General features: G+C 43.9%; 23 protein-coding genes. 20 read left to right on the top strand and 3 right to left on the bottom strand.

Features of this window, described 5'->3' with window-relative positions:
• Position 1 precedes the first annotated feature (1 nt).
• The 5 genes from AC3AQ9_RS09695 (at position 2) to AC3AQ9_RS09675 (ending at position 6,085) form a co-directional block, all read left to right on the top strand.
• Positions 2–1,084 (top strand): toxic anion resistance protein, encoded by a 1,083-nt coding sequence (locus AC3AQ9_RS09695; RefSeq protein ID WP_488307264.1) that lies wholly within the window; start codon positions 2–4, stop codon positions 1,082–1,084.
• 18 nt (positions 1,085–1,102) lie between these two features.
• Positions 1,103–1,681 carry a TerD family protein gene (locus tag AC3AQ9_RS09690; protein ID WP_488307263.1) on the top strand — a complete coding sequence of 193 codons (579 nt, stop codon included), beginning with the start codon at positions 1,103–1,105 and terminating at the stop codon, positions 1,679–1,681.
• Positions 1,682–1,938: 257 nt separating this feature from the next.
• On the top strand, positions 1,939–3,111 hold the full coding sequence (locus AC3AQ9_RS09685; protein ID WP_488307262.1) for a M20 metallopeptidase family protein: 1,173 nt from the start codon (positions 1,939–1,941) through the stop codon (positions 3,109–3,111).
• A gap of 117 nt (positions 3,112–3,228) precedes the next feature.
• Entirely contained in the window at positions 3,229–4,758 is a 1,530-nt protein-coding gene (locus AC3AQ9_RS09680) for an AbgT family transporter (protein ID WP_488307261.1), read from the top strand.
• A gap of 28 nt (positions 4,759–4,786) precedes the next feature.
• Positions 4,787–6,085: an amidohydrolase gene (locus tag AC3AQ9_RS09675; RefSeq protein WP_488307260.1), complete on the top strand. Its 1,299-nt coding sequence runs from the start codon at positions 4,787–4,789 to the stop codon at positions 6,083–6,085.
• Positions 6,086–6,138: 53 nt separating this feature from the next.
• On the opposite strand, the gene AC3AQ9_RS09670 is transcribed toward AC3AQ9_RS09675, so the two are convergent.
• On the bottom strand, positions 6,139–7,401 hold the full coding sequence (locus AC3AQ9_RS09670; RefSeq protein WP_488307259.1) for a TRAP transporter large permease: 1,263 nt from the start codon (positions 7,399–7,401) through the stop codon (positions 6,139–6,141).
• Entirely contained in the window at positions 7,389–7,895 is a 507-nt protein-coding gene (locus tag AC3AQ9_RS09665; RefSeq protein WP_488307258.1) for a TRAP transporter small permease, read from the bottom strand. The genes AC3AQ9_RS09670 and AC3AQ9_RS09665 overlap by 13 nt, the downstream gene beginning before the upstream one ends.
• A 407-nt stretch (positions 7,896–8,302) precedes the next feature.
• On the opposite strand from AC3AQ9_RS09665, the gene AC3AQ9_RS09660 reads away from it, so the two are divergent.
• The 15 genes from AC3AQ9_RS09660 (at position 8,303) to AC3AQ9_RS09590 (ending at position 23,073) form a co-directional block, all read left to right on the top strand.
• A complete protein-coding gene (locus AC3AQ9_RS09660; protein WP_488307257.1) occupies positions 8,303–9,331 on the top strand; it encodes a DctP family TRAP transporter solute-binding subunit in 1,029 nt (342 codons plus the stop codon).
• 122 nt (positions 9,332–9,453) lie between these two features.
• Positions 9,454–9,849 carry a 4-carboxymuconolactone decarboxylase gene (gene pcaC / locus AC3AQ9_RS09655; RefSeq protein WP_488307256.1) on the top strand — a complete coding sequence of 132 codons (396 nt, stop codon included), beginning with the start codon at positions 9,454–9,456 and terminating at the stop codon, positions 9,847–9,849.
• Between the two features lie 266 nt (positions 9,850–10,115).
• The gene (locus tag AC3AQ9_RS09650; RefSeq protein WP_488307255.1) at positions 10,116–11,042 is read left to right on the top strand and encodes a hydroxymethylglutaryl-CoA lyase; all 927 of its coding nucleotides are present in this window, start codon (positions 10,116–10,118) and stop codon (positions 11,040–11,042) included.
• Between the two features lie 53 nt (positions 11,043–11,095).
• Positions 11,096–11,890 carry an enoyl-CoA hydratase/isomerase family protein gene (locus AC3AQ9_RS09645; protein ID WP_488307254.1) on the top strand — a complete coding sequence of 265 codons (795 nt, stop codon included), beginning with the start codon at positions 11,096–11,098 and terminating at the stop codon, positions 11,888–11,890.
• A 116-nt stretch (positions 11,891–12,006) separates the two neighbouring features.
• Entirely contained in the window at positions 12,007–13,347 is a 1,341-nt protein-coding gene (locus tag AC3AQ9_RS09640; RefSeq protein ID WP_488307253.1) for an MmgE/PrpD family protein, read from the top strand.
• 29 nt (positions 13,348–13,376) lie between these two features.
• On the top strand, positions 13,377–13,904 hold the full coding sequence (locus tag AC3AQ9_RS09635; RefSeq protein WP_488307252.1) for a PaaI family thioesterase: 528 nt from the start codon (positions 13,377–13,379) through the stop codon (positions 13,902–13,904).
• Entirely contained in the window at positions 13,901–14,746 is an 846-nt protein-coding gene (locus tag AC3AQ9_RS09630) for a fumarate hydratase (protein WP_488307251.1), read from the top strand. Before AC3AQ9_RS09635 ends, AC3AQ9_RS09630 begins: the two co-directional genes overlap by 4 nt.
• A 12-nt stretch (positions 14,747–14,758) precedes the next feature.
• The gene (locus tag AC3AQ9_RS09625; RefSeq protein ID WP_488307250.1) at positions 14,759–15,313 is read left to right on the top strand and encodes a Fe-S-containing hydro-lyase; all 555 of its coding nucleotides are present in this window, start codon (positions 14,759–14,761) and stop codon (positions 15,311–15,313) included.
• A 35-nt stretch (positions 15,314–15,348) separates the two neighbouring features.
• The gene (locus tag AC3AQ9_RS09620; protein ID WP_488307249.1) at positions 15,349–16,236 is read left to right on the top strand and encodes an NAD(P)-dependent oxidoreductase; all 888 of its coding nucleotides are present in this window, start codon (positions 15,349–15,351) and stop codon (positions 16,234–16,236) included.
• Between the two features lie 88 nt (positions 16,237–16,324).
• On the top strand, positions 16,325–16,990 hold the full coding sequence (locus AC3AQ9_RS09615) for a GntR family transcriptional regulator (RefSeq protein WP_488307248.1): 666 nt from the start codon (positions 16,325–16,327) through the stop codon (positions 16,988–16,990).
• A 42-nt stretch (positions 16,991–17,032) separates the two neighbouring features.
• The gene (locus tag AC3AQ9_RS09610) at positions 17,033–18,100 is read left to right on the top strand and encodes a tartrate dehydrogenase (protein ID WP_488307247.1); all 1,068 of its coding nucleotides are present in this window, start codon (positions 17,033–17,035) and stop codon (positions 18,098–18,100) included.
• 293 nt (positions 18,101–18,393) lie between these two features.
• Positions 18,394–19,086, top strand: a complete 693-nt coding sequence (locus AC3AQ9_RS09605) for a class I SAM-dependent methyltransferase (protein WP_488307246.1) — start codon at positions 18,394–18,396, stop codon at positions 19,084–19,086.
• Between the two features lie 111 nt (positions 19,087–19,197).
• Complete coding sequence (locus AC3AQ9_RS09600; RefSeq protein ID WP_488307245.1) at positions 19,198–20,619, top strand: SLC13 family permease; 1,422 nt, start codon at positions 19,198–19,200, stop codon at positions 20,617–20,619.
• Between the two features lie 41 nt (positions 20,620–20,660).
• Entirely contained in the window at positions 20,661–21,851 is a 1,191-nt protein-coding gene (locus AC3AQ9_RS09595) for a CaiB/BaiF CoA transferase family protein (protein WP_488307244.1), read from the top strand.
• A gap of 46 nt (positions 21,852–21,897) precedes the next feature.
• A complete protein-coding gene (locus tag AC3AQ9_RS09590) occupies positions 21,898–23,073 on the top strand; it encodes an acyl-CoA dehydrogenase family protein (RefSeq protein WP_488307243.1) in 1,176 nt (391 codons plus the stop codon).
• A gap of 63 nt (positions 23,074–23,136) precedes the next feature.
• Here AC3AQ9_RS09590 and AC3AQ9_RS09585 read toward each other — a convergent pair whose 3' ends face one another.
• Positions 23,137–24,570 (bottom strand): M20 family metallopeptidase, encoded by a 1,434-nt coding sequence (locus AC3AQ9_RS09585; protein WP_488307242.1) that lies wholly within the window; start codon positions 24,568–24,570, stop codon positions 23,137–23,139.
• Between the last annotated feature and the right edge of the window lie 136 nt (positions 24,571–24,706).

Genomic DNA, 24,706 nt, shown 5'->3' with positions numbered 1-24,706 from the left:
GATGAGCACAATGCCAAATCAAATCGAACAGCAAGAACTGGTCATGCAAGATGAAAATAACTTGAAAGTCCAGCTGAAGAAAGACCCTGAAGTGCTAAAACTGGCTTCCAGCATCAATCCGAAAAACCAGATTGAATTACTGGAATTCGGGCGCGAACCTGCCAATGAAATCTCGGCTTTTACAGGGAAAGTCCTAAGCTCTGTCCAGGCGAATAGCATGGAAGAATCCAGTGAACTCTTGAAACAGCTCGGCAAAATCATGGATAAATTTGATAAAAAGGATTTTGTTGAAAAGAAAGGCTTCCTCAATAAAATCTTCAATAAAGGCAATAAAGTGATTGAGCAATTGTTCAATAAGTACCAGACAATGGGAACGGAAATTGACAAAGTATATGTTGAAATCACGAAATACGAAACAGAAATGAAAAAATCGACATCGACCTTGGAAGAGTTGTACGATCAGAATTTCCATTATTTCATGGAACTTGAAAAGTACATCGCTGCAGGCGACATCAAGGTTCAGGAGCTGAAAGCGCAGGAACCGGAAGTGCGCAAAAGAGCGGAATCCGGCAACCAGATGGCTTTGATGGAGTTGAATTCCTTGCAGAATGCCATCGAATTGCTTGAACAGCGGGTTTATGACCTGGAAATGGCAAAACAAGTTTCTTATCAGGCAGCGCCGCAAATCCGTATGCTTCAGCGGGGCAACACAAAGCTGATTGGAAAAATCAATTCCGCTTTTGTTACGACCATACCTATCTTTAAGACAGGATTAATCAACGCCATCGCTGCCAAACGCCAGAATTTAGTGGCAGAAGGCATGAATGAACTGGATCGGCGCACCAATGAAATGCTGCTGAATAATGCCAATGATATTTCGCGCCAAAGCGTCGATATCGCCCGGATGTCAGGGCAGCCAAGCATCAAGATTGAAACCATTGAACAAACATGGGAGACTATTATGCAGGGCATGAATGACACGCGTGAAATCGAAGCGGAAAACCGCAAGATGCGTGAGCAAGGCCGTCTGCGTATTGAAGAATTGCAGAAGAAATACGAAGATACTCAACGAAAAGCGAATTAGTCGGGGGAGGAAATTAGTATGTCTACTATCAATTTAAAAAAAGGTCAGAAAATCGATTTAACAAAAACAAATCCAGGGCTGACAAAAGTGCTTGTCGGACTTGGCTGGGATACGAATAAGTACAGCGGCGGCGGAGATTTCGACTTGGATGCTTCCATTTTCCTGGTAGCTGAAAACGGTAAATCACGCGGCCCTGAAGATTTTGTGTTCTACAATAACCTGACAGGCGGCAATGGATCTGTTGTGCATGCAGGGGATAACCTGACAGGGGAAGGCGACGGAGACGATGAACAAGTGGTCGTCGACTTGCCGAATGTGCCTGCAGATATCCATAAAGTTGTCTTTACGGTAACCATTCATGAAGGTGAAAGCCGAGGACAGAACTTCGGCCAAGTATCAAATGCATTCATCCGTGTATTGAACGAAAGCACAAACGAGGAAATTTTGCGCTACGATTTAGGCGAAGATTTCTCAATTGAAACAGCACTTGTGGTAGGAGAGTTGTACCGCCACGGGGGCCAGTGGAAATTCAATGCCATCGGAAGCGGTTATCAAGGCGGCTTAGCGGCACTTGTCAGCGATTTTGGCTTGAGTTAAAAGATTAATAATGTTTAAAACGTCCATCAGGAATTGATGGGCGTTTTTTTATGGATTCCTATGAATTTTGCTGAAAGTTTAATTCTTAACAGCTGTTATTAAACGCTCTTTGTAAATTTTTAAATGTAATCTCCTTTTTTTCTTCATTTAAACCCTGATATCACAATTTTTTATTAATTGAAATTATTCGACATGAAATATTTAATTTATGCTAAGCTCAAAAAGAAGCTTAATCAGCAAGGAAAGGGTGTATAGGTATGACCTTCATAGAACGCGTAAAAGAAATCCGAAGAGATCTGCATAAAAAACCGGAACTCGGCGGCGAGGAATGGGAAACTTCCAAGCGTATACAAGAAGAGCTGGAAAAAGCAGGTATTCCTTACAAGACTGGCTATGCAAAAACAGGAGTGCTTGGCATTATCGAAGGAAACGGAAGCGGTGGGACGGTTGCGCTGCGTGCCGATATCGATGCGCTTCCAATCACTGAAAAAACCGATATCGAATTCAAATCTACTGTGGCAGGAAAGATGCACGCCTGTGGCCACGACGCCCATACATCGATGCTGCTAGGCACAGGGTTTAAGCTCCAGCAAATGAAAGAGCAATTGCCTGGCCGTGTGCTCCTAGTATTCCAGCCAAATGAAGAATCCACACCCATTGGCGGAGCTCGCCCAATGATGGAAGATGGCCTTTTCGATGAATACAAACCGGATGTCATTTTCGGACAGCATGTATGGCCGGACTTGCCGGTTGGCCAAATCGGAATACGGGACAAAGAAATGATGGCGGCATCGGACAGGCTGTCATTTACGATTAAAGGAGCAGCTGGGCACGCCAGCATGCCGCATCAAGGAAAAGACGCGATAGTGATTACTGCAGAATTCATTTCTTCGCTTCAATCCATTGTAAGCCGCAATACGAACCCTTTGGAATCCGCGGTTATTACAATTGGAACAATCAACGGCGGATATCGCTATAATGTAATTGCCGATCATGTAGAACTGAATGGGACCGTTCGGACTTACAGTAAAAAAGCAAAAGCGACCATCAAACGGAGAATTGAAAATTTGGTTAGAGGATTTGAGCTTGCATACGAAGTCAAAATTAATTATGACTACATTGAAGGGTATGATGCGACAGTCAATACGCCGGAATGGTCGCAATTGGTAAGGGACAGTGCAGGTGGACTGCTCGGCGAAGAAGCATTGCCGGAAGTGGATCCATCAATGGCAGGGGAAGATTTTTCCCGCTTCTTAGCGGAATATCCGGGGGTATTTTACTGGCTGGGCTGTGCAAAAGAGGGGGAGGAAACTCCGAAACCGCTTCACGATCCGGAATTCTATTTCAATGAGGATGCCATAGAAGTCGGAGTCAATACAATGGTGGAAGTAACGGTAAAGGCGCTGGAAAAACTGAAAGTGATTAAGTAATACTCCGAACATTATTAGTAAAATATACTTAAGTCCTTCGGGAACTCTTGAAAAACCGTTTATTTTGTGAATATAATATTAAGCAGTTGTATTATTATGCTTTAGAGGGGGCGCAAAATGAAAGAGCCAAAACAGAATGTTGAGAAACGGGGATTTTTTATCCGTTTTTTGAACGTTGTAGAAAAACTGGGGAACAGGCTTCCTGATCCTTTTATGATTTTCGTCTATTTAGCAATTGCTGTCATCATTGCATCATACATTTTTAGTTTGTTCAATGCATCGGTAGTCCATCCAGGTACTGGAGAAACACTCGCTATCCAAAATTTATTGTCATGGGCGGGCCTCCAGTATATTGTGACATCCATGCTTGAAAACTTTACAGGCTTTGCTCCGCTCGGAACGGTTCTGGCCATCATGCTTGGTATCGGTTTAGCTGAAAAAGTCGGATTATTGGAAATTGCTATCCGAAAAACGATATTAAAAGCACCTCGTGGCCTTGTCACATACGCCATTGCATTTGTCGGCATTATGGGGAACATCGCTTCTGATGCTGCCCAGATTTTGATTCCGCCGCTTGCTGCGATGGTATTTTATAAAATTGGCCGCCATCCGCTTGCTGGTCTTGCAGTAGGATTTGCAAGTGCCGGTGCCGGGTTTACCGCTAACTTGCTGATTGTCGGAACAGACGCATTGCTTTCGGGGATTTCAACGGAAGCTGCTGCAATCCTGGATCCTTCGATTGTTGTTACACCAGCAGATAACTGGTATTTCAATATGGTTTCAGTTTTCGTCTTGACAGTTGTGGCTGCGCTCATCACGGAAAAAGTCATTGAGCCGAAACTGGGGAAATACGAAGGGGATTCTGTCATTGATGTGGATGCTGAAGAGCATCCGAAAGCGAATAAAGGCTTACGAAATGCCGGTCTTGCCGCTTTGGCATATTTGGCCGTCCTTGCTTTGCTTATCGGTTTGCCGGGTTCATCGCTTCGGAATGAAGAAGGCGGTTTGATTCCTTCCCCGTTTCTGACAGGAATCGTGCCTGTTATTTTAGGCCTGTTTGTCGTACTGGCCGTCGCTTACGGAAAAACCGTCGGAGCTATCAAAAGCTCGAGAGATGCAGTGGGCTATATGAGTGAATCGATCAAGGATATGTCAGGATTTATCGTTTTAATCTTTGCTGCTTCACAATTCATCGCTTACTTTACTTGGACCAATATTGGGACTTGGGTGGCGGTTAACGGCGCTGAAGTATTAACGCAAATCAATTTCACAGGAATTTATCTGATCATCGGTTACATTCTCTTTACGTCAATGCTGAACTTCCTGATTTCTTCTGGTTCTGCGAAATGGGCGCTGGAAGCACCAGTTTTCGTGCCATTGTTCATGCAGCTTGGTTATCATCCGGCATTTACACAAATGGCTTACCGGATCGGGGACTCTTCAACAAACATTGTCACGCCATTAAACCCTTATTTTATCGTGGTTCTTTCATTTTTAAGAGAATATGATAAAAAAGCGGGTATGGGAACATTGATTTCATTAATGATTCCTTACACATTGTCATTTTTAATAGTGTGGATTATTATGTTCTTGATTTTCTTCTATACAGGTCTTCAGTTTGGTCCAGGAATTACACCTTACTTGTAAACATTAATAGATGAAAAGGGGAGAAGTTATGGCAGAGCAATTATTAGACGAAAAGTTACAGGAACAGATGATTAGTTGGCGCCGGGATTTGCATAAACACGCAGAATCGGGGTTTCTGGAGATGCGGACAGCTTCTCTTGTTGCAGCATACTTGGATTCATTGGGTTACGGATTGAAGATTGCCGGAGAAGTGATGAAAGCGGAAGCGCGCATGGGAGTGCCTTCGCAGGCTATTCTGGATGAGCATTACAAATGGGCTGAGCAAAATGGAGCCGATATCGACTGGCTGCCGAAGTTTCAAAACGGCATGACCGGTATCGTCGCCACGCTGAAGACCAATAAGGCAGGCCCAGTGCTTGCCTACCGGTTTGATATGGACGCGCTCGACATCCAGGAAGAGATGTCTCCGGGCCACATTCCATTTGAAAAAGGCTTCACGTCACTGAATGAGTTCAAAATGCACGCTTGCGGACATGACGGCCACACATCAATCGGCCTTGGATTTGCAAAAACCTTGATGGACAACAAAGAAGAGCTGGCCGGAACGATCAAACTGATTTTCCAGCCGGCCGAAGAAGGGACGCGCGGAGCCAAATCGATGGTGGAAGCAGGCGTTGTGGACGATGTTGATTTCTTTATCGCGATGCATCTTGGCATAGGCGTGCCAAGCGGTGAATTTGTTGCCGGAAATTCCGGATTTTTGGCAACAACGAAAATGGATATCACATTTAAAGGAAAAGCGGCCCACGCCGGCGGGAAGCCGGAAGAAGGCCGCAATGCGTTGATGGCAGCATCATCCGCAGTGCTTGGTTTATACGGCATTCCACGCCATTCGGCAGGTGCTTCACGGGTTAATGTGGGGGTATTAAATGCCGGAACCGGCCGCAATATCATTCCATCTCTTGCTGAACTGAAAGTGGAAACACGAGGGGAAACGTCGGAAATCAATGACTATATCCGTTCTCAAGCCATTTCTGTCTTGGAAGGCGCAGCTAAAATGTACGGAGTGGAAGTGAATGTGGACATCGTCGGGGAAGCGAGAAGCAGTATGCCAAGCAAAGAATTGGTTGAAACTTTAGCGGAAGTTGCGGAAAAGTCGCCGCTGCTAAAGAAAACAACCGCATGGTCAACCGATTCCGCTGGTTCTGAAGACGCGACTTACTATATGGAACGTGTAAAAGAACTAGGCGGTCTTGCCACTTATTGCGTCGTCGGCAGTGATTTAGCAGCTGGCCACCACAACGAACGCTTCGATTTTGACGAAAATTCGATGCTCGCAGCTGTTGATGTGCTGTATCGATCTGCTATAAGAATAAGCAATTCATAAGAAAAAGACGGAGAGATTGTTCTCCGTCTTTTTGTGTGTTGAATTTAATTTGATTAAGTAAGATATAAAGAAATTTGCGGGAATATGATGACAATCACAAGTACGACAATGAAGATTGCGAAAAAAGGGACAACGCCTTTTATGACTTCTTCCACTTTTTCGCCGGATATCCCGCTCACTACAAACAGGTTCAGCCCTACAGGGGGGGTGATCATCCCGAGTTCCATGTTTACTACCATGATAATGGCGAAGTGGATGACGTCAATTTCCAGGGCAGTGATGATTGGCAAAAGAATTGGCAACGTGATTAGAATGATGGCAGTCGGTTCAAGGAACATGCCAAGTACGAAAAACAGCAGTGAAACAATGAGCAGGAATGTCCACTTATTAAATCCGCTGTCACTGACCCATTGGGCAAAATCCTGCGGAACTTGCTCGGTTGTTAAGAATGTCCCTAGAACAAGAGCGGCAGCAATAATCAGGAAAATCATAGCAGTTGTATTGATTGACTCCGACAAGATGCTTCTGAACTGGAACAAATTCAATTCTCTGTATACAAAAACGGAGATGATGAGCGCATATAATACCGCCAGGAAAGATGCTTCCGTCGGTGTTACAATCCCGCTGTATATTCCTCCTAAAATAACAACTGGCATGATTAATCCCCAAATGGATTTGATTGTCGGTTTTATTCGGTCTTTTATGGGAACTTTAGGCAAACCGCCGTAACCTTTCCTATGTGCAACGATAACTGCATAGATAATTAATGCAAGACCTAATACCAATCCTGGCAAGATTCCGGCAGAAAACAATTTTCCAGTTGACTGTTCCGATACAGATCCATAAAGAATGAGCGGAATGGAAGGTGGAATCAAGATTCCAAGCGTACCAGCCGAAGCGACCAAGCCCATAGAATACTTTTTATCGTACCCAGCCTTAACCATCATCGGAATCATGATGGCACCGATAGCAGCCGCTGTTGCAGGGCTTGATCCTGAAATTGCCGCAAATATCATACAAGTAAGGACGGTAACGACGGATAATCCACCTTTTGTATGGCCAACCCAGGAGCGGATGGCTTCAATCAAATATTTCGATATTCCGCCTTGCGCCATAATTAGACCGGCGAATACGAAACCGGGAATTGCCATCAATGTCGTGCTGTTAATGCCGGTAAACATTCTTTGGATAACCGTATTAAGAGAAAAATCCACCAGGTAAAGTCCGATAATACTTGAAACTGCTAAACTTATTGCAATAGGCACGCGCAATAAAGCAAGAATGAATAATAAGCCAATTACGATTACTGTTTCCATAGAATATCATCCCCCCCAGTGTCATCTTCTTTTTTAATAAAGAACCTATATGCTTTCTCACAAAAACGGATAAATAACAGAAGGCCAGCGAGCGGCATAATTAAGTAATTGATCCAAATTGGAAAACCGAGGTCGATTGTCTTAATCTGCTGTTCATAAGCCGTCATAACCATATCCAGACCTGTCCAAAAAATAAATACACTAAAAAAGAGTCCTACTAAAAGTGTGATTATCTGAGATATCTTTCGGAATGTCGGCCCTGATCTGTCGTATAAAATATCAATGGCAATGTGCTTGTTTTCCTTAAGGGCAGTTGAAAAGCCGATAAAAATAGCCCATACCAAAAGCATCGTATAAATTTCAGTAGCCCAGCTTTGTGATTGTCCTATGACATACCTCATGAAAACGGAATAGAGACTGATGCCAATACCGAGCATAAAGAATAAGGCAGAGAAAGCGCTTTCAATCAAATCTAAAGCCCTTAAAACTTTCATTTCATTTCCTCCTTTAAGGATTAATGTATTTTGGATACGAGATTATAAGCTAAATCATAATATAAGATTAAGGGGATAACAAGAGCAAATATTTAAATAATTTAAAAAATATACCGTAAAACTATTTTAAAGGTAGAGAAACTACTATAAAAATATTAAGAAAAGAGAATTAATACCAGATAAAATAGAAGTTAGAAAATTAAAATTTTTCTTTACTTTAGGTTTTTTCTATGCTAATTTTGGGTTGAGTTGTATCCAAAAATCAAAGCAGAAGGAACTCGACTCTTAAACATCCATAAAATCCAGTTGGCAGGAGGGATGCGAATAGAAATGAAAACCCTTTCAAGAATCCACTTCTATAGAGGATTGATTTTATGTACAAAAACCAAACAAGGGGGAAATGCTGTATGAAGAAATTTGCATTATCTTTATTTTTATTGACAGCCAGCGCTTTTTTAACTGCTTGCGGAAGTGACGAGACAGCATCAGGTGGTGCAGAGAGCGACGGCGTACAAGAAATGACGATTAAGTTTTCACACGTTGTGGCAGAAAACACACCAAAGCACCAAGGGGCTTTGGCAATGAAAGAATACATCGAATCAGAATCGGATGGCAAAATCGAAGTGGAAATTTATCCAAACAGTTCTTTATTCGGTGATCAGGATGAATATCAAAATCTAGTATCAAATAACGTTCAGTTTATTGCGCCGGATTTATCAAAATTCGTGGGGAACAACCCGCAATTCAACGTTCCTTCCTTGCCTTTTATGTTTGACAATGACGAAGAAGCAATTGCTTTCTGGGATGGGGAAAAAGGACAGGAAATCTTGGGAAGCCTTGAAGGGGATGGTGTTGTCGGGTTGAAGATGTGGCCGAACGGCGGTAAACACGTAACAAATAACGAACGGGCAATTGATTCGCCGGATGATTTCAATGGATTGAAATTCCGTACACAAGGCGGACAGGTTCTTGAAGCGATTTACTCAACTTTAGGCGCAGGTTCTGAGTCAATTCCATTTGGTGAGCTTTATACTGCACTTGACCAAGGCGTAGTAGATGGACAGGAGAACACATTCAGCAATATTGAATCTAGAAAGTTTGACGAAGTCCAAAAGTATATGACTGTGATGAACCATACTCGTGTTGACTATGCAATTTTCACTAATACTGAGTTCTGGGATGGCTTGAACGAAGAAACAAAAGCAATTGTTGAAGCTGGTGTTGATGAAGGGACAAAAGTGGCCCGTGAAGAAGCGATTACATTAAACGAAAAAGCATATGAAACTCTCAAAGAACGCGGCGAAGTTGAAATCACTGAATTGACTCCGGAGCAAATCGAAGAATTCAGAACAGCATTGGAGCCGATTTATGAAGAGTTCGAAGAAGAAATCGGTACGGATGTTTATGAAGCAGCCCGTGAAGCAGCCGGTCAATAATTGATTTTTATACGCTTGAATTGAAAAAGTTGGCTGTTTTTTTTAGCCAGCTTTTTCAGTTTAATGGAGATTTTACATCCTTAATTTGAATCAACTCAAATAAATTAATGAGGAGAATGATGATGAATAAAGAAAAATTTGAACAAGGACTGGAAATTCGCAGAAGCGTTTTAGGAGCGGAATACGTCGATAAATCCATTCAAAGTGCAACGGATTTCAATATGCCCATGCAGGAATTAGTAACAGAATATTGCTGGGGAGAAATTTGGTCAAGACCAGGCTTATCAAGAAAAACGCGTAGCATTATAAACCTTGCGATGATTACGGCACTCAACCGGCCACATGAACTAAAGCTTCATGTAAGAGGAGCCATCAATAATGGACTTACAAAAGAAGAAATTCAGGAAGTATTTTTACAAACAGCGATTTACTGCGGAGTGCCGGCTGCCATCGACAGTTTTAGAACAGCCAAAGAAGTACTGGATGAGATAGATCAAGAAGAAATTAATCCTTCTTGAAGAGCACTCTAGAAATTTTGCAATTAAATGAAGGATGTCTGATTTTAAATATTTTCATCGTTAAATTTTTTTATTTAGTTTTGGATACAAAATACTAAATAGATTTAATAAAATATTTTTAGTCAGACACTTTTGTAAGGGTTTGATAAATCAAAATATTATTAAAAATAAACGTTAATTAGTAAGGTGAAATAGACAGCTTAAATTGGATACGATATCCTGTAGGTGAAAAGAAAACGGTTTCATTAAAGTGGAGGAGGATTTTCATGAAATTCCCTAAAAGCGTACGAATAAATGAAGTGGTTTTAAGAGATGGCTTACAGCTTGAAGCGAAAATTCTCAGTTTAGAAGAAAAAAAGTCTTTATATGATTTATTACTAGATGCGAACATCAAAACCATTGAATTCGGTTCTTTTGTACATCCTAAATTAGTCCCTCAAATGGCCAATAGCGGCGAACTTTATTCCGCTGTTTCAACAGAGCCTGATCACCCCACTTTAATTGCATTGATTCCAAATTTAAAAGGTGCAGAAAATGCTCAGTTGCATGGCGTAGACCAAGTGAATTTTGTTTTTTCCGCCAGCGATACCCACAATCAGCAAAACGTTCGAAAAAATACAGAAGAATCACTTGTTGAGTTAGAAGTGATACAGGAATTTTGCAATTCCCATGAAATTACTTTGAATGTCTCAATAGCGACTACATTTGGCTGTCCATTTGAAGGTGAAGTGCCGGTGGAAAGAATCCAGAAGCTGGTGCGCCGGCTGGTGGAGATGAATATTGGCACCGTTACATTGGCAGACACCACTGGAATGGCAAACCCGAAACAAGTCTATGATTTGCTGAGCTTGCTGCGAGATGAATTTCCAACTCAAAATTTCAATCTGCATTTCCACAATACAAGAGGAATGGGGCTTTCGAACATTCTAGCGAGCCTGCAAGCGGGCATAAACAGCTTTGATACTTCTCTTGGAGGTCTTGGTGGCTGTCCGTTTGCACCAGGTGCAACTGGAAATGTCTGTACAGAAGATGTCGTCCATATGCTTCACAATATGGGAATCGAAACCGGCTTGTCGCTGGAGGGGTTACTGAAAGCTTCTGCGGCTCTGGAAAAGATTGTAGAACATCAGACACCAAGTTATCTCTTGAAGGCCGGACCTTCTGACCGCAAATATCCGGTGCCGAGCAGCTGAAAAAGTAATTATAAATTGTGCTTATCGAACTAAATAAAACTGGAGGATGGATTATGGCAGAATGGCAGACGCTTTTACTGAACGAAGAATATGTTTCTGAAAACGTGTATATTCTGGAACTGAATAGACCCGATGCAATGAACTCACTGAATACATTGATGGGCATCGAGTTAATTGAATGCCTGAAGATTTTGCAGACGAAGCCTGATTTACGGGTCTTAGTTTTAACCGCATCCGGCGAAAAAAGTTTCTGTGCGGGAGCGGATTTGAAAGAAAGAAAAGGAATGACCAATGAGCAATGGAAACAGCAGCACGACATTTTTGAAGATGCCTACGCGCAGCTTCGGAATTTTCCATTTCCGGTTATAGCGGCAGTAAATGGCTTTGCTTTAGGCGGCGGGATGGAGATGCTATTGAGCTGTGACCTGCGGTACGCCGCAGACCATGCGAAAATGGGGCTCCCTGAAGTAACACTGGGGATTATCCCGGGAGTTGGAGGAACCCAGCTTTTGCCGAGAGCGATTCCTGTCGGCCTGGCCAAGGAATTTTTGTTTAGAGGAAATCAGATAACAGCTGGCAAAGCATTAGAGTCCGGAATTTTGAATGGCGTTTTCACTAAAGAAGAATTGCTTCAAGGCACTTTGGAGATCGCCAAAGAAATTGCGAAAAATGCACCTCTTTCATTGAAGTCCATTAAGAAAGCCATCAATACCGGACTTGAAACAGATCTCAATACAGCTTTGGTCATCGAACTCGACCAGTACTATAAATGCGCCAATTCAGAAGACCGGCAAGAAGGGGTTCTTGCGTTCAATGAAAAACGGAAACCACAATGGCAAGGAAAATAATAAAGGAATAATGCTGTCCATGGTATTTGGAATATGCTGAAATCGCCTATTCTTTGGCAGCGAACTGATTTTTGTAAATGACAGCTTGTTCATTTTTCAATGAGGGAGAGGAAACGATGGAGCTTAGCAGAAAATTAGCGGAATACAGCTTGGGGCTGACATATGAAAAGTTGCCTGCAAAAGTAGTGGAGTTTACCAAGCTTTGCATCTTGGATTATTTTGGATCGGCTATTGCCGGTTCGGAGAAAGTGCCTGTCCAAATGATTAGTGAGTTAGCAAAGGAAATGGGGGGAGCCGAACAGGCTCATCTTGTGACTGGCGGCCGTTCATCAATTTTAAACGCCGCATTGGTGAACGGCGCGGCAAGCCATGTGGTGGAATTGGATGACATCCATAAAGGGTCGATTATTCATGCTGCGACGGTCGTTATTCCGGCAGCACTTGCAGTGGCAGAATGGAAAAAAATATCCGGAAAAGAGCTAATTGCAGCAGTCGTTGCCGGCTATGAAGTTTGCTACAGAATCGGAGAAGCCGTTTCGCCTTCGCATTATTATTATTGGCATAACACGGCAACGTGCGGGACTTTTGGTGCTGCAATTGCCGCTGCCAAGCTTTTGGATTTAACAGTCGAGCAGACAATTTCCGCTCTTGGTAATGCAGGCACTCAGGCAGCGGGTCTTTGGGAATTTATTGAGGATGGTGCTATGACGAAACAGCTTCACACAGGCAAGGCAGCAATGAACGGGTTATTGGCTGCGCTGCTGGCACAAAAGGGATTTACTGGACCGCAGAAAATCCTGGAAGGCAATCGCGGATTTTTCAAAGCGATGAGCGAGGAATACGATGTTTCCCGCGTTACAGAAGGGTTGGGGGAAGAGTTCAAAATCATGGAAAACTCTTTTAAGGTCCATGCTTCTTGCCGCCATACCCATCATGCGGTCGACTTGCTGATCGATATTTTTAATGAACGGCATCCTGATCTTGAAGAAATCGAGTCGGTTACCGTACAGTCCTACCAAGTAGCCCTTAATATCACAGACAACGATAACCCACAAACGCAGTATGCAGCAAAGTTCAGCCTGCAGTTCTGTTCAGCGCTTGCGTTATTGAAAGGCAGCGCCACATTGGATGATTTTAGCGACTCTATGTTGTGGGACGAGGAAATCCGTCAGTTATTGAAAAAAGTCCAAGTGGTCACCGACCCGCAAATCGATGCCAGCTATCCAAAGCAGTGGGGAGCGGCCGTTGAAGTTCGCTTGGCTAATGGAGAAACCATCAAGAAACAAACAGATTTTCCAAAAGGGGATCCCGAAAACGCCGTAACGGCCCAAGAACTCCGGGACAAATTCCTGAACATGACAAGCAAGTATCCGGAACAAAAGAGGCAGCAGATAGCTGATGATTTGTTGGAACTGGAAAAGGTTGAAAATATCGAAAAAGTAATGGTGACTTTATAACATATCCCAATGACAAAGAGGGACCGCTGATGATTGATAAAAGAAATGAACAATTGAAATCGATTCAGGAACAATTAAATGCATTGAAAGATCATGAACTCAATGAAATGGTTCATATACTGTCTCTTTATCAGGAGCAGGACAACTCGCAAAATCATCCGAATGCGGTCCCGATGCATTTCTTAGGCAGATTTCTGGGGATCAGCCAAAACCAGGACGGCACTTCTGAGATGAAACTCGGTCTGCAAAACGCCAATACATATGGCGTTGCTCAAGGAGGGGCCATTTATACGTTGGCGGACGTGGCAATCGGTTTCCGTATCTTACAAGATGTAGAAGAAGGGCAAAAAGTGCTGACCTTGGAACTGAAAGTCAATTTTATTGAAAAAGGGCAAGGTTCCCGCCTCATCGCTTCCCCGGTTATTTTGCGCCGCGGAAAAAGCACGGTGGTTTCTGAATGTGCAGTGACGGATGAACACGGAAAATTGATTGCAAAAGCTCTTGGCACTTTTTACATTACCAGCTCCCGGAAAAGGCAAGAGGAGGGGAAAACATGAAAGAAATTCAGTATCAAGCGATTGTTGAAGAAGTAAGTGCCATGTGCAAAAGAGCCAATTACGACCTCGGAGAGGATGTTTACAGTGCCTTTAAAAAAGCATTGTCAGCCGAAAAGTCGGAAACTGGGAAAGAAGTTTTGACCCAATTGATCGAAAACGCTGATATTGCAAAAGCGGAGCGTGTACCGATGTGCCAGGATACGGGAACAGCGGTATTTATCGTAGAGTTGGGACAGGAATGCCATGTCACAGGTGGCAGTTTGGTAGACGCAATTAACGAAGGGGTGGCAAAAGGCTACGGCGAGGGATATTTGCGGAATTCCATGATCTACAATCCGCTGAACCGGAAAAATACAGGCAACAATACACCGGCAATTGTCCATATCGAACTTGTGGAAGGCGAAGAATTGACGCTTCATATGACTGCAAAAGGCGGAGGCGCGGAAAATATGAGTGCGATGAAGATGCTGAAACCTTCCGATGGCATCGAAGGGGCTAAAGACTATATCTTATCAATCGTCAAAGTAGCAGGCCCGAATGCCTGTCCGCCGCTGGTCGTAGGAATTGGAATCGGAGGGAATTTCGAGCGCTGTACGTATCTGGCGAAAAGATCATTGTTCCGTCCAATTGGGGAACGGCACGAAGATCCGGCTGTCGCAGAGCTGGAGGAAGACCTGCTGAACGAAATCAACCGGCTCGGAATCGGCCCTCAAGGAATGGGCGGCAGCACGACAGCATTGGATGTAAAGGTGGAAGTAGAGTCTTGCCATATCGCCGCTTTGCCGGTAGCCGTAAATATAAACTGCCATGCAAGCCGTCACCAAACGACTACGATGAAATGAGGAGAGCCGACTGTGCAAAAGAAAATAACACTTCCATTGACGGAAGCTGATTTAGATTCGCTGAAAGCGGGAGACCGCGTGTTATTGTCGGGCACTGTTTTCACAGCGAGAGACGCTGCCCATAAACGGATGATTGAACAAGAAAAAGAAGGCATTCCATTTCCGATTGATGTAGAAGGCCAAGTTATTTACTATACGGGGCCGACGCCCGCTAAGCCTGGAGAAGTAATTGGCTCGGCGGGCCCTACCACAAGCGGAAGAATGGATTTATACACGCCGAGGCTTCTGGAAAAAGGATTAAAGGGCATGATTGGGAAAGGCTACCGGAACGAAGAAGTGAAAGCTGCCATAAAGCAGCATCGTGCGGTTTACTTTGGAGCTGTGGGAGGCGCGGCAGCATTGATCTCACGTTCGATAAAATCAGTCGAAGTGATTGCCTATGAGGATTTAGGACCAGAGGCGATCCGCAAGCTGACGATTGAGAACTTTCCGGTGTTTGTCGTCAATGATGCGCATGGCGGTGATATTTACCAGGAAGGCGTTGCCCAGTTTAGACAAGAGCAGTAACACATGACCACTATTACAAAAGGGGGCGATTATTGATGAGAGCAGGAATTATTGGACTGGGCAATATGGGCGGAAGGATGGCCAAAAGACTGCTGGAACAAGGGGGGGAAGTCGGCGTTTTTGATTTAAATAAAGATTTTGTGCGTTCTTTCGTGGAAATGGGAGCCGAAGAAGCGGAAAGCCCGGCTGATCTGGCCTCGAAATTCCAGTACATCATCACCGTATTGCCGAACGTCTTTATTGTCAAAGAGACGCTGACAGGGCCTGAAGGATTGATGAAGGGCTTGAAACCGGACAGCCTGTTAATCGAAATGACGACTTCTATCCCTTCTGTCACTAAGGAATTAAGCGGTATGTTGAGAAAAGAAGGCTTCCGTATGATTGATGCGCCGGTAAGCGGCGGAGTGAAAAAAGCTGAAGATGGTACTTTGTCCATCATGGTTGGAGGAGAAGAGCGTGATTTCGATGAAGCGAAGCCGCTTCTCTCCTTAATTGGACAAAATATTTTTCATGTCGGAGAATCAGGAGCGGGCCATACCATTAAGGCATTGAACAATATGATTTCTGCTACCACTTTAGCTGCGACAGGCGAGGCGATGGCACTCGGGGTAAAACTCGGGCTGGACCCGAATAAAATGCTGGATGTTATCAATTCCAGCACTGGCAGAAGCTTCTCAAGTGATTTTAAATTCCCGAACCAAGTGCTGACGAGAAATTTTGAAGTTGGATTCACACTTGATTTGATGGTCAAAGATTTGAAGATTGCGATGAGCATGGCGGAAGAAGAGAAAGTCCCGATGTTTATCTCCAGTGCTTCTTTCCAATTATGGAAACATGCCTGGTCACAAGGCGGAGGAAACCAGGACCATACCGCCATAGTGAAATACATCGAAGAAATGTTCGGTGTTGAAATAAAAGGATAAACAGTTCATTCGTGCCCAATGCTTAGGAATAATGATAAAATTACTTCATTCTTTCTTTTATAGTAGAAAAGTATTTAAGGGGTGCAGCATGGAGAATATCAGATTAACTGAACAAGATAGAGCCACTTTGCAATTCAAGGTAACAACTAAATTGAGGGAACTGATTTTGAAGGGCGAATTCAAAATGGGTGAACGCCTCATGCAGGAAGAATGGGCACAGAAATTAGGGGTAAGCCGTATGCCGCTTCGTGAAGCTTTGCGTCAGCTTGAAGTGGAAGGCTTGGTGCGCATTGAACCAAGAAGAGGGGCGGTTGTGACTCCGGTCTCCAAGGAAGACATTGAAGAAATTTATCAATTGCGTGCACTTCTTGAAGGAGAAGCCGTTGTAAAATCTCTTCCATTTTTAGAAGAAGAAGATGTTCAAGTTCTTGAAACGATTTATGAAAAAATGCTCCAGTTAAAAGCAGATGAAACGGACATGGAATCTTATATGAAATTGAATACAGAATTCCATCGAATTATACGGGAAGGTTGTCCATGGAGAAGAATTCAGGGGTTTATCGAAACCTTATGGAAAGGCATTCCGCCATATACTCCGAGCCTTCTTGCCAATCATCTGCCGGAGTCTCATAAAGAACACGGCTTAATGCTGCAATATATCAAAGAAAAAGATGCAGAAAAACTTAAAGAAGTCACCATTAAACATATTCTTCGCACAAAAGAAAATTTGCTCCAAATGATTGGAAACAATTAAAAAGTTGTTCATAGCTATGAGAGAGCGGAGGGAGATTGGTTGATGAAGACATTGGAAATTGCTGTTATTCCGGGAGATGGAATCGGGAAAGAAGTGGTGCCGGAAGCACTTCGTGTACTGGATGCCATAGCAGAGATTCACGGGGAATTGACATTCAATTATACGCATTATCCATGGAGCTCTGAATATTACGTTGAACATGGCCGAATGATGCCGGAAAATGGGTTAGAGTTGATTAAAGAAAGCGATGCCATTTTTTTAGGAGCTGTAGGAGATCCTTCGTTAGTGCCGGATCATATTTCTTTGGCGGGTTTACTGTTAAAAATCCGGCGGGAATTCGAGCAGGTCATCAATGTTCGCCCTGCTAAACAATTGAGGGGGATGGTATCGCCACTATCAAATCCTCGGAATTTCGATATTATGATTGTGCGGGAAAACAGCGAAGGTGAATATAGCAGCATCGGCGGCAGGGTACACAGCGGGGTGGATGAAGTAGTGGTTCAGAATGCGGTATTTACTAAAAGAGGCGTTTCCCGTGTAATGCAGTACGGCTATGAAATTGCCCGAAAAAGGGGCGGCCACTTGACTAGTGCCACAAAATCAAATGGAATTGCCCATTCGATGCCGTTCTGGGATGAAGTATTCAAAGAAATGGCTACTGATTACCCGGATATCAACACGAACAGTGAACACATTGACGCGCTGTCAGCATTTTTTATCACCCGCCCGGAAACGCTCGACGTAGTCGTAGCCAGCAACTTGTTCGGAGATATTTTAAGTGATCTCGGGGCTGCTATTATGGGCAGCATTGGGATTGCTCCAGCCGGAAATATCAATCTTAACGGCAAGTTTCCGTCGATGTTTGAACCGGTCCATGGTTCGGCGCCGGATATTTATGGACGCGGAATTGCGAATCCCATTGGCCAGATTTGGACAGCAAAAATGATGCTCGATCATTTAGGAGAACCCGAAATGGGAGAAATCATCCTGAAGGCGATTGAAAACACATTAGAAGCAGGCATAAAAACTGGGGACATCGGCGGAAAATCCAATACAGTTGAAGTAACGGACGCCATCATTGCGGCTATGAAAGAACAAGCAGGAAAATAAAGAGAAGCCTCGATCAATGAATTTTTCCTTTTCCTCTATGTTAAAAGCGAGATAGAAGAAGCAAGGGGATCGGCTCGGTAATTTATCAGCAAAGCAGGATAGCTTTCCCCTCCAGATTCCCTTTTTTATATTTACAGTTATCTGAATTTTTAGTAGTATTAGAATTAATAATATTTTGTATCCAATATCCTTGGGGAGAAAGAACAAAAAATCATTACAGATTAGCTTGCATCACCTTAAGTTCGTCCAGAATAGACAGACATTCTATATTATGAAAGCCAGGAGTTGATGAGATGGCTGAAAAGATGGAGTTTGATTCAGGAATCGCACAAGAATACGATAAAGGGGTGCGGCGAACCCTTCCGACATACGATCCGATGCTCCGGCTTTCACAAACATTCCTTCGTGCCAATTTGAATCATGAGGCTTCTCTTCTGATTGTAGGAGGAGGGGGCGGAAATGAGCTGAAAGCGTTTGGTCCGGTAAATCCAGGCTGGACTTTCACGGCGGTGGATCCGGCAAAAGCAATGCTTGAAGTGGCCAAGATGAAAACGCGTGAGTTGAAAATGGAAGAACGCGTGGAATTCATCCAAGGAACGATAGCCGATGTACGGGATGAAGCAATCTTTGACGGTGCAACTTGCATTCTTGTTCTCCATTTTATTGCCAAAGTCGAGGACAAGCTTAAGCTTCTTAAAAAGTTGAGGTCGCATTTGAAGCCAGGTGCCCCTTTTGTGCTGGTCTCAAAGTTCGGAGATGCAGAAGATCCGGAATTTCAAGAACTCGTTGCTTTATGGAAAAACTACTGGCTCGATACAACCCGGATGACTGAAGAAAAAGTGGAAGCTTTGATGAAAGGAACGTTGACGGAATCGGTTATTCCTGAAGAAAAGCTAAGAGAATTATTGATGGAAGCAGGGTTCCATCGGATTGCGAACTTTTTCAAAACCAATCATTTTGGCGGCTGGATTTGCTACGCCAAGTAAAGCGAATAGGTTCAGCAAAAGAACTTTAAACGGAAGAGCGGAAGTGGAACATGTTAGATTCTTCTCTGTGCTCACGGCAACAAAGCCGTAGAACAGGAAAGGCAGGAAGCCATGAAGATATTGGAAAGTGAAGATTTTAAAATCTACGCGTCTTTTGCATTTGCCATTCTTTCCTTTGCCGTTGTTTATTACAGCTTGCCTGATGCCTTTTCTTATTCAGGAAAAATTATGACAGGCATTATTGTTTCCGGGGTGATTTTATGGGCATTGGAGCCGATTTCGTTAGGGCTGACGGCATTGATGATTTTATTGGCGATGCTGCTGTTTAATGTAGCCGATGCTGCTGTTATTTTCAGCGGTTTTGCTTCTCCGGCTACGTATCTTATAGTCGCAGGTATGATGTTGGCGACCGCTGTAAATGAAACATCACTCATTAAACGGATGACATACAAAATTTTGCAACGATGGGGAAGCCATTCTAAAGGGCTTCTTGGCAGCATTATTATCATTCAGCAGCTTCAGGCTTTCTTTATACCATCTACAGCTGTTCGTTCTGCTCTTATTCTGCCGGTCTCTTCGATGATTATCGAAACAACAGGAGCTAAAGCGGGCAGCAACCTCAGGAAAATGATTATGCTGGGAGTGGCTTTCGGTGGCATCATCAGCGGTACATCGGTCATGACAGCGGCAATCGGAAATATCTTGACGGTGGAACTGCTCAACCGTTTCGCTGGAATAAAAATTACGTATTTCCAATGGTTTTTCTATACGTTTCCATTATGGGTTATTCTTATTCCGGCTATTTGGATTATGTTAATAAAAGTATTCCCTTTGCCAAAAGAGCAGCAATATTTCCCGAAAATTGAAGAAGAAATGAAAGATAAGTTGGCAGAGCTCGGCCCTGTTAATCTACGGGAAATCCGCTGTTTCACCATCTTGCTGGTTATAGTGGTGCTATGGCTGGCTGAACCGCTCCACGGGATGCACCCGAGTATTCCTGCTTTAATCGGTGTAGTGCTGATGACTTTGCCGAAAATCGGAGTTGCCGATTGGGAGCCGGTTGTAAAGATCAACTATAATACAATTCTGCTGATCAGCGTCACGTTGTCGATGGGCTATTCATTTGTCGATTCCGGCGCTGCAGACACCATCAGCCAATACTTAAGCGTGAGCTGGTTTATGTCTTTGATTCAGAACCCATTATTGGCTGTTATCATTGTTACTTTCCTGGCTCAGGTATTCCATAAATTAATTTCGAATGTCGCAACAGCAGTGGTTGTGCTCGTGCCTATTATTATAAGTGTGGCTCAAAATGCCGGAATCGATCCTCTGGTCACTGGCTTTGCCACCGGATTGAGCTGCCTGTTCGGCTTTGTGCTGATTGTGGAGTCGATGCCAAATTTATTGGCCCACAGTACTGGAATGATTACCCAAAAGGACTTTTTAAAACCCGGTTTATATGCCACTGCTATTTCAATTGTCGCTACGATTCTGATTGCTTCTACTTGGTGGAGCTGGATCGGTTTGGTTTAGAGATAGATATTATCCATCACTTTTTAGAAGGAGGGAAATTTATGTTGCCATTGGAAGGAATAACCGTTGTCTCCTTGGAACAAGCCGTTGCTGCGCCTTTTGCTACCAGACAACTTGCAGATTTAGGGGCAAGGGTCATTAAAGTGGAACGGCCAGGACCGGGAGATTTCGCCCGCGGCTATGATCAAACAGTTAAAGGGATGTCCAGCCATTTTGTCTGGATAAACCGTTCCAAAGAATCGATTGCACTCGATCTGAAGCATGCAGAAGCCAAAAAGGTTTTGGAAGAACTATTGTCCAAAGCGGACGTGTTTATCCATAATTTAGCACCGGGTGCCGTTGATCGGCTTGGATTTAGTGCGGCGGAACTGAAAGAAAAATACCCGCAATTGATCATTTGCTCTATTTCCGGTTACGGCACTTTTGGTCCTTACACGAATAAAAAAGCCTATGATCTCTTGATTCAGTGCGAAGCGGGCCTTGTTTCGGTAACTGGAACAGAAGAAACGCCGTCAAAAGCAGGGATTTCCATCGCGGATATTGCAGCAGGAATGTATACGTATACGGGTGTGTTGACGGCATTGATCGCCCGGTCTAAAACCGGGAAGGGTTCCATCATAGAAGTCTCGATGCTTGAAGCGTTAGCAGAGTGGATGGGTTATCCGCTGTATTATTCCGCTTATGGAGAAGAGGAACCGAAACGGAGCGGCGCAAGCCATGCCACCATTTATCCGTATGGGCCGTTTAAGGCAGGAGATCAGAAATTTGTTTTCATGGGAATCCAGAACGAACGTGAGTGGGTGCGTTTCTGCGAAGAAGTTTTGAAAAACGCAGACATTGCGACTGACGCACGGTTCGACAGCAATTCCAACCGTGTTGCCAATAAAGAGGCATTGAAAGACATCATTGAAAACGTCTTCCAGCAACATGAAGCTAATCAAATCATTGAACTGCTGGAAGATGCAAAAATTGCGAACGCCCGTCTCAATACGATGAAGGAACTGGAAGATCATCCTCAGTTAAAAGCGCGTAACCGATGGAGCGAAGTGAATTCGCCTGTAGGTCCTTTAAAAGCATTATTGCCGCCTGTAACATCTGATGAAATTGATACTGTCATGAAACCGATTCCAGAAGTCGGAGAACATACGGCAGCGATATTGAAAGAGTTCGGTTTTGATCCCGGTAAAATGCTGCAATTTACAACTGTTGATGCTGCAGAAAAGTCCAATTAACTATCGCTTAAAGTAGACGATTCAATCCGAAAGGACGGAGAAGCTAGTGGCCAAGCTAAATGTGCAGGAAAGAGAACAGTTAAGAGAAAAAATACGCGAATTATGTTCGGAATATCCAAATGAGTACTGGAGAAAGCTGGATATAGAGCGAGAGTATCCTTATGAATTTGTAGATGCCTTAACGAAAAGTGGTTACCTGTCTGCGTTGATACCGGAAGAGTATGGCGGAAAAGGCTATGGTATGACGGAAGCGACAATTATTCTGGAAGAAATCAACCGTTCTGGCGGACATGCTGCAGGATGCCATGCTCAAATGTATACAATGGGTGCTCTTTTGAAACACGGCAGCGAAGAGCAAAAGCGCAAATATTTGCCGGATATTGCTACAGGAAGTCTCCGCTTCCAGGCGTTTTCAGTTACGGAGGAATCTGCGGGGTCCAATACGACGGCTATCGAGACGTATGCAGAAAAAACGGATGAAGGCTATATTGTCAACGGCCATAAAAACTGGACAAGCCGGGTATTGCAGTCGGATTTGCTGATGTTGCTTGCGAGGACCACTCCTGCAGAACAAGTGGGAGCGAAGAAAACAGAAGGGCTTAGTTTATTTTTAGTAGACTTGCGTGAAATACGGGAAAACCAGCCGGAAACTTTTGTGGTTGAACCGGTCCGTACGATGTTCAATTATGCCACCAATCAGGTTTTTTATAAGAATATGAAAATACCGCCGGAGTGTCTAATCGGAGAAGAAGGAAAAGGGTTCCGCTATGTGCTTGACGGCATGAACGCAGAACGGACTCTGCTTGCTGCCGAAGCCATTGGCGACGGATACTTTTTCATTGATAAGGCGGTTAACTATGCCAACGAGCGGGAAGTTTTTGACCGGAAAATTGGCACAAACCAAGGCATTCAATTTCCGATTTCCCGTGCCTACGCGGCTATCAAAGCAGCGGATTTGATGCGTTACGAAGCTGCACGAAAATATGATGAAGGTGAAAAGTACGGGGAACAAGCCAATTTGGCGAAGTATTTAGCAAGTGAAGCCAGCTGGCAGGCAGCCAATGTCTGCCTGGATACGCATGGAGGCTATGGTTTTGTTGATCAGTACGATGTAGAAAGAAAGTTTAGGGAAACCCGCATGTATCAAGTGGCACCGGTCAGCAATAATATGATTTTGGCTTTCCTTGGACAAAACGTGCTTGGCATGCCGAGATCTTACTAGCATAAAATGGAACTAGAAAAAGGATGCCGAATAGCTCTGGCATCCTTTTTGGGATGGTTTCAATTACTTCACAGCGGAAGGCTTAACTTCTTTTGGAATTGGGCAGAAGTACGGTTCTTTTGACCGTTTCTTTTCATGCTCTTCTTTTACTGCCTGCAGAGCGTCTTCGTTTTCAAATAAGTGAATGGCAGCGCCAGCCATTGATTGGGCGGCCAGCAGCATGCCGCTGTGGGCGAATGAGCTGAGACCTTGTGTTACCATTTGCCAAGTATGCAAAGGTGTGCCGATAGCGCTTGTGGCGGCCGTCAATTGAGCAGTCGGAACAACCCAGCTGACATCTGACACGTCCGTGGATCCAGGCATTACTTTATCGGCAGCTACATATTCAGAAATGATATCCGAAAGGAATTTGCCTTCAAACTCGCTTCCGTCTCCGAAATAGCCGAAGCTTTCCATACCGGATACAAAGTTTTTCTTTTCACCTTCAGACAAGCTATCCCAAATGCCTTTGGCAAATTTTATTTCTTCTTCGTTTGGTTGAATGGGACCGGCTTCCTGCAGTTTTTGGTACAGGATTTTTTCAAGTGCGCGATTCGGCTCGTAATTTGAACAAGCTTTGTCAAAAACAAGGGACATTTCTGTTTCAGTCATCAGTGCGGCACCTTCTGCAATTTGGCAGACACGTTTGTAAATCTCATCCACTTGCGCCACTTTCGGCGCGCGAATCAAATACAAAACTTCAGCTTCAGACTGAACAACATTCGGAGAAATGCCGCCGCTATTGGTGATGGCGTAATGAATGCGGGCTTCCTGTACGACATGTTCCCGCAGGTAATTGACACCGACATTCATCAATTCCACTGCATCCAGTGCACTTCTTCCGAGATGAGGAGAATTGGCTGCATGCGAAGCGATGCCTTTGAAACGGAAGTAAACCTGATAATTAGCTAAGCTGGATAAACTCATAATGGTGTTTGAGTAGGATGGATGCCAGGTTAACGCAGCATCAAGCCCTTCGAAAACACCTTCACGGACCATGAAAGTCTTCCCTGAGCCACCTTCTTCCGCGGGACAGCCATAAAATTTCACAGTGCCTTTGATACCATTGTCCTGGAAATAAGCTTTAACAGCATAGGCAGCGGCAAGAGCGCCCGTACCAAGTAGGTTATGGCCGCAGCCATGGCCCACTCCGCCTGGAATCAAAGCTTCTTGTTCAGTGCTGTTGGCTTTTTGGCTGAGACCGGATAAAGCATCAAATTCACCAAGAAAAGCGATGACCGGTTTGCCTTCGCCGAATGTTGCAATAAAAGCAGTTTCAATGCCTCCCACACCCCGTTCCACCTGAAACCCTTCTTTTTCTAGTTCATCTGCTAAAAAGCGGGCAGATTCAAATTCTTGGTAGCGTGTTTCCGGATGCTCCCAGATGTATTTACTGATTGACTCAAATTGTTCTCTGTTTGATGACAAATAATCTTCTACGGAAAAAGTCTTGATCATATTACTGCCTCCTTGTTAAAAAATCTAACTCAAGTATAACAAAAAAATGATGGTTATTTTAAATTATCCCCCTTTTCAGAATGATCAATAAAAAAATTCTAATTTTTTTATTTTCCGCAGACTCACGTGAACGCAG

The organism is Planococcus sp. VCh962 (assembly GCF_057748275.1).
Note: the sequence above shows the minus strand (reverse complement) of the source record. Positions and strands in the feature narration are given on the sequence as shown.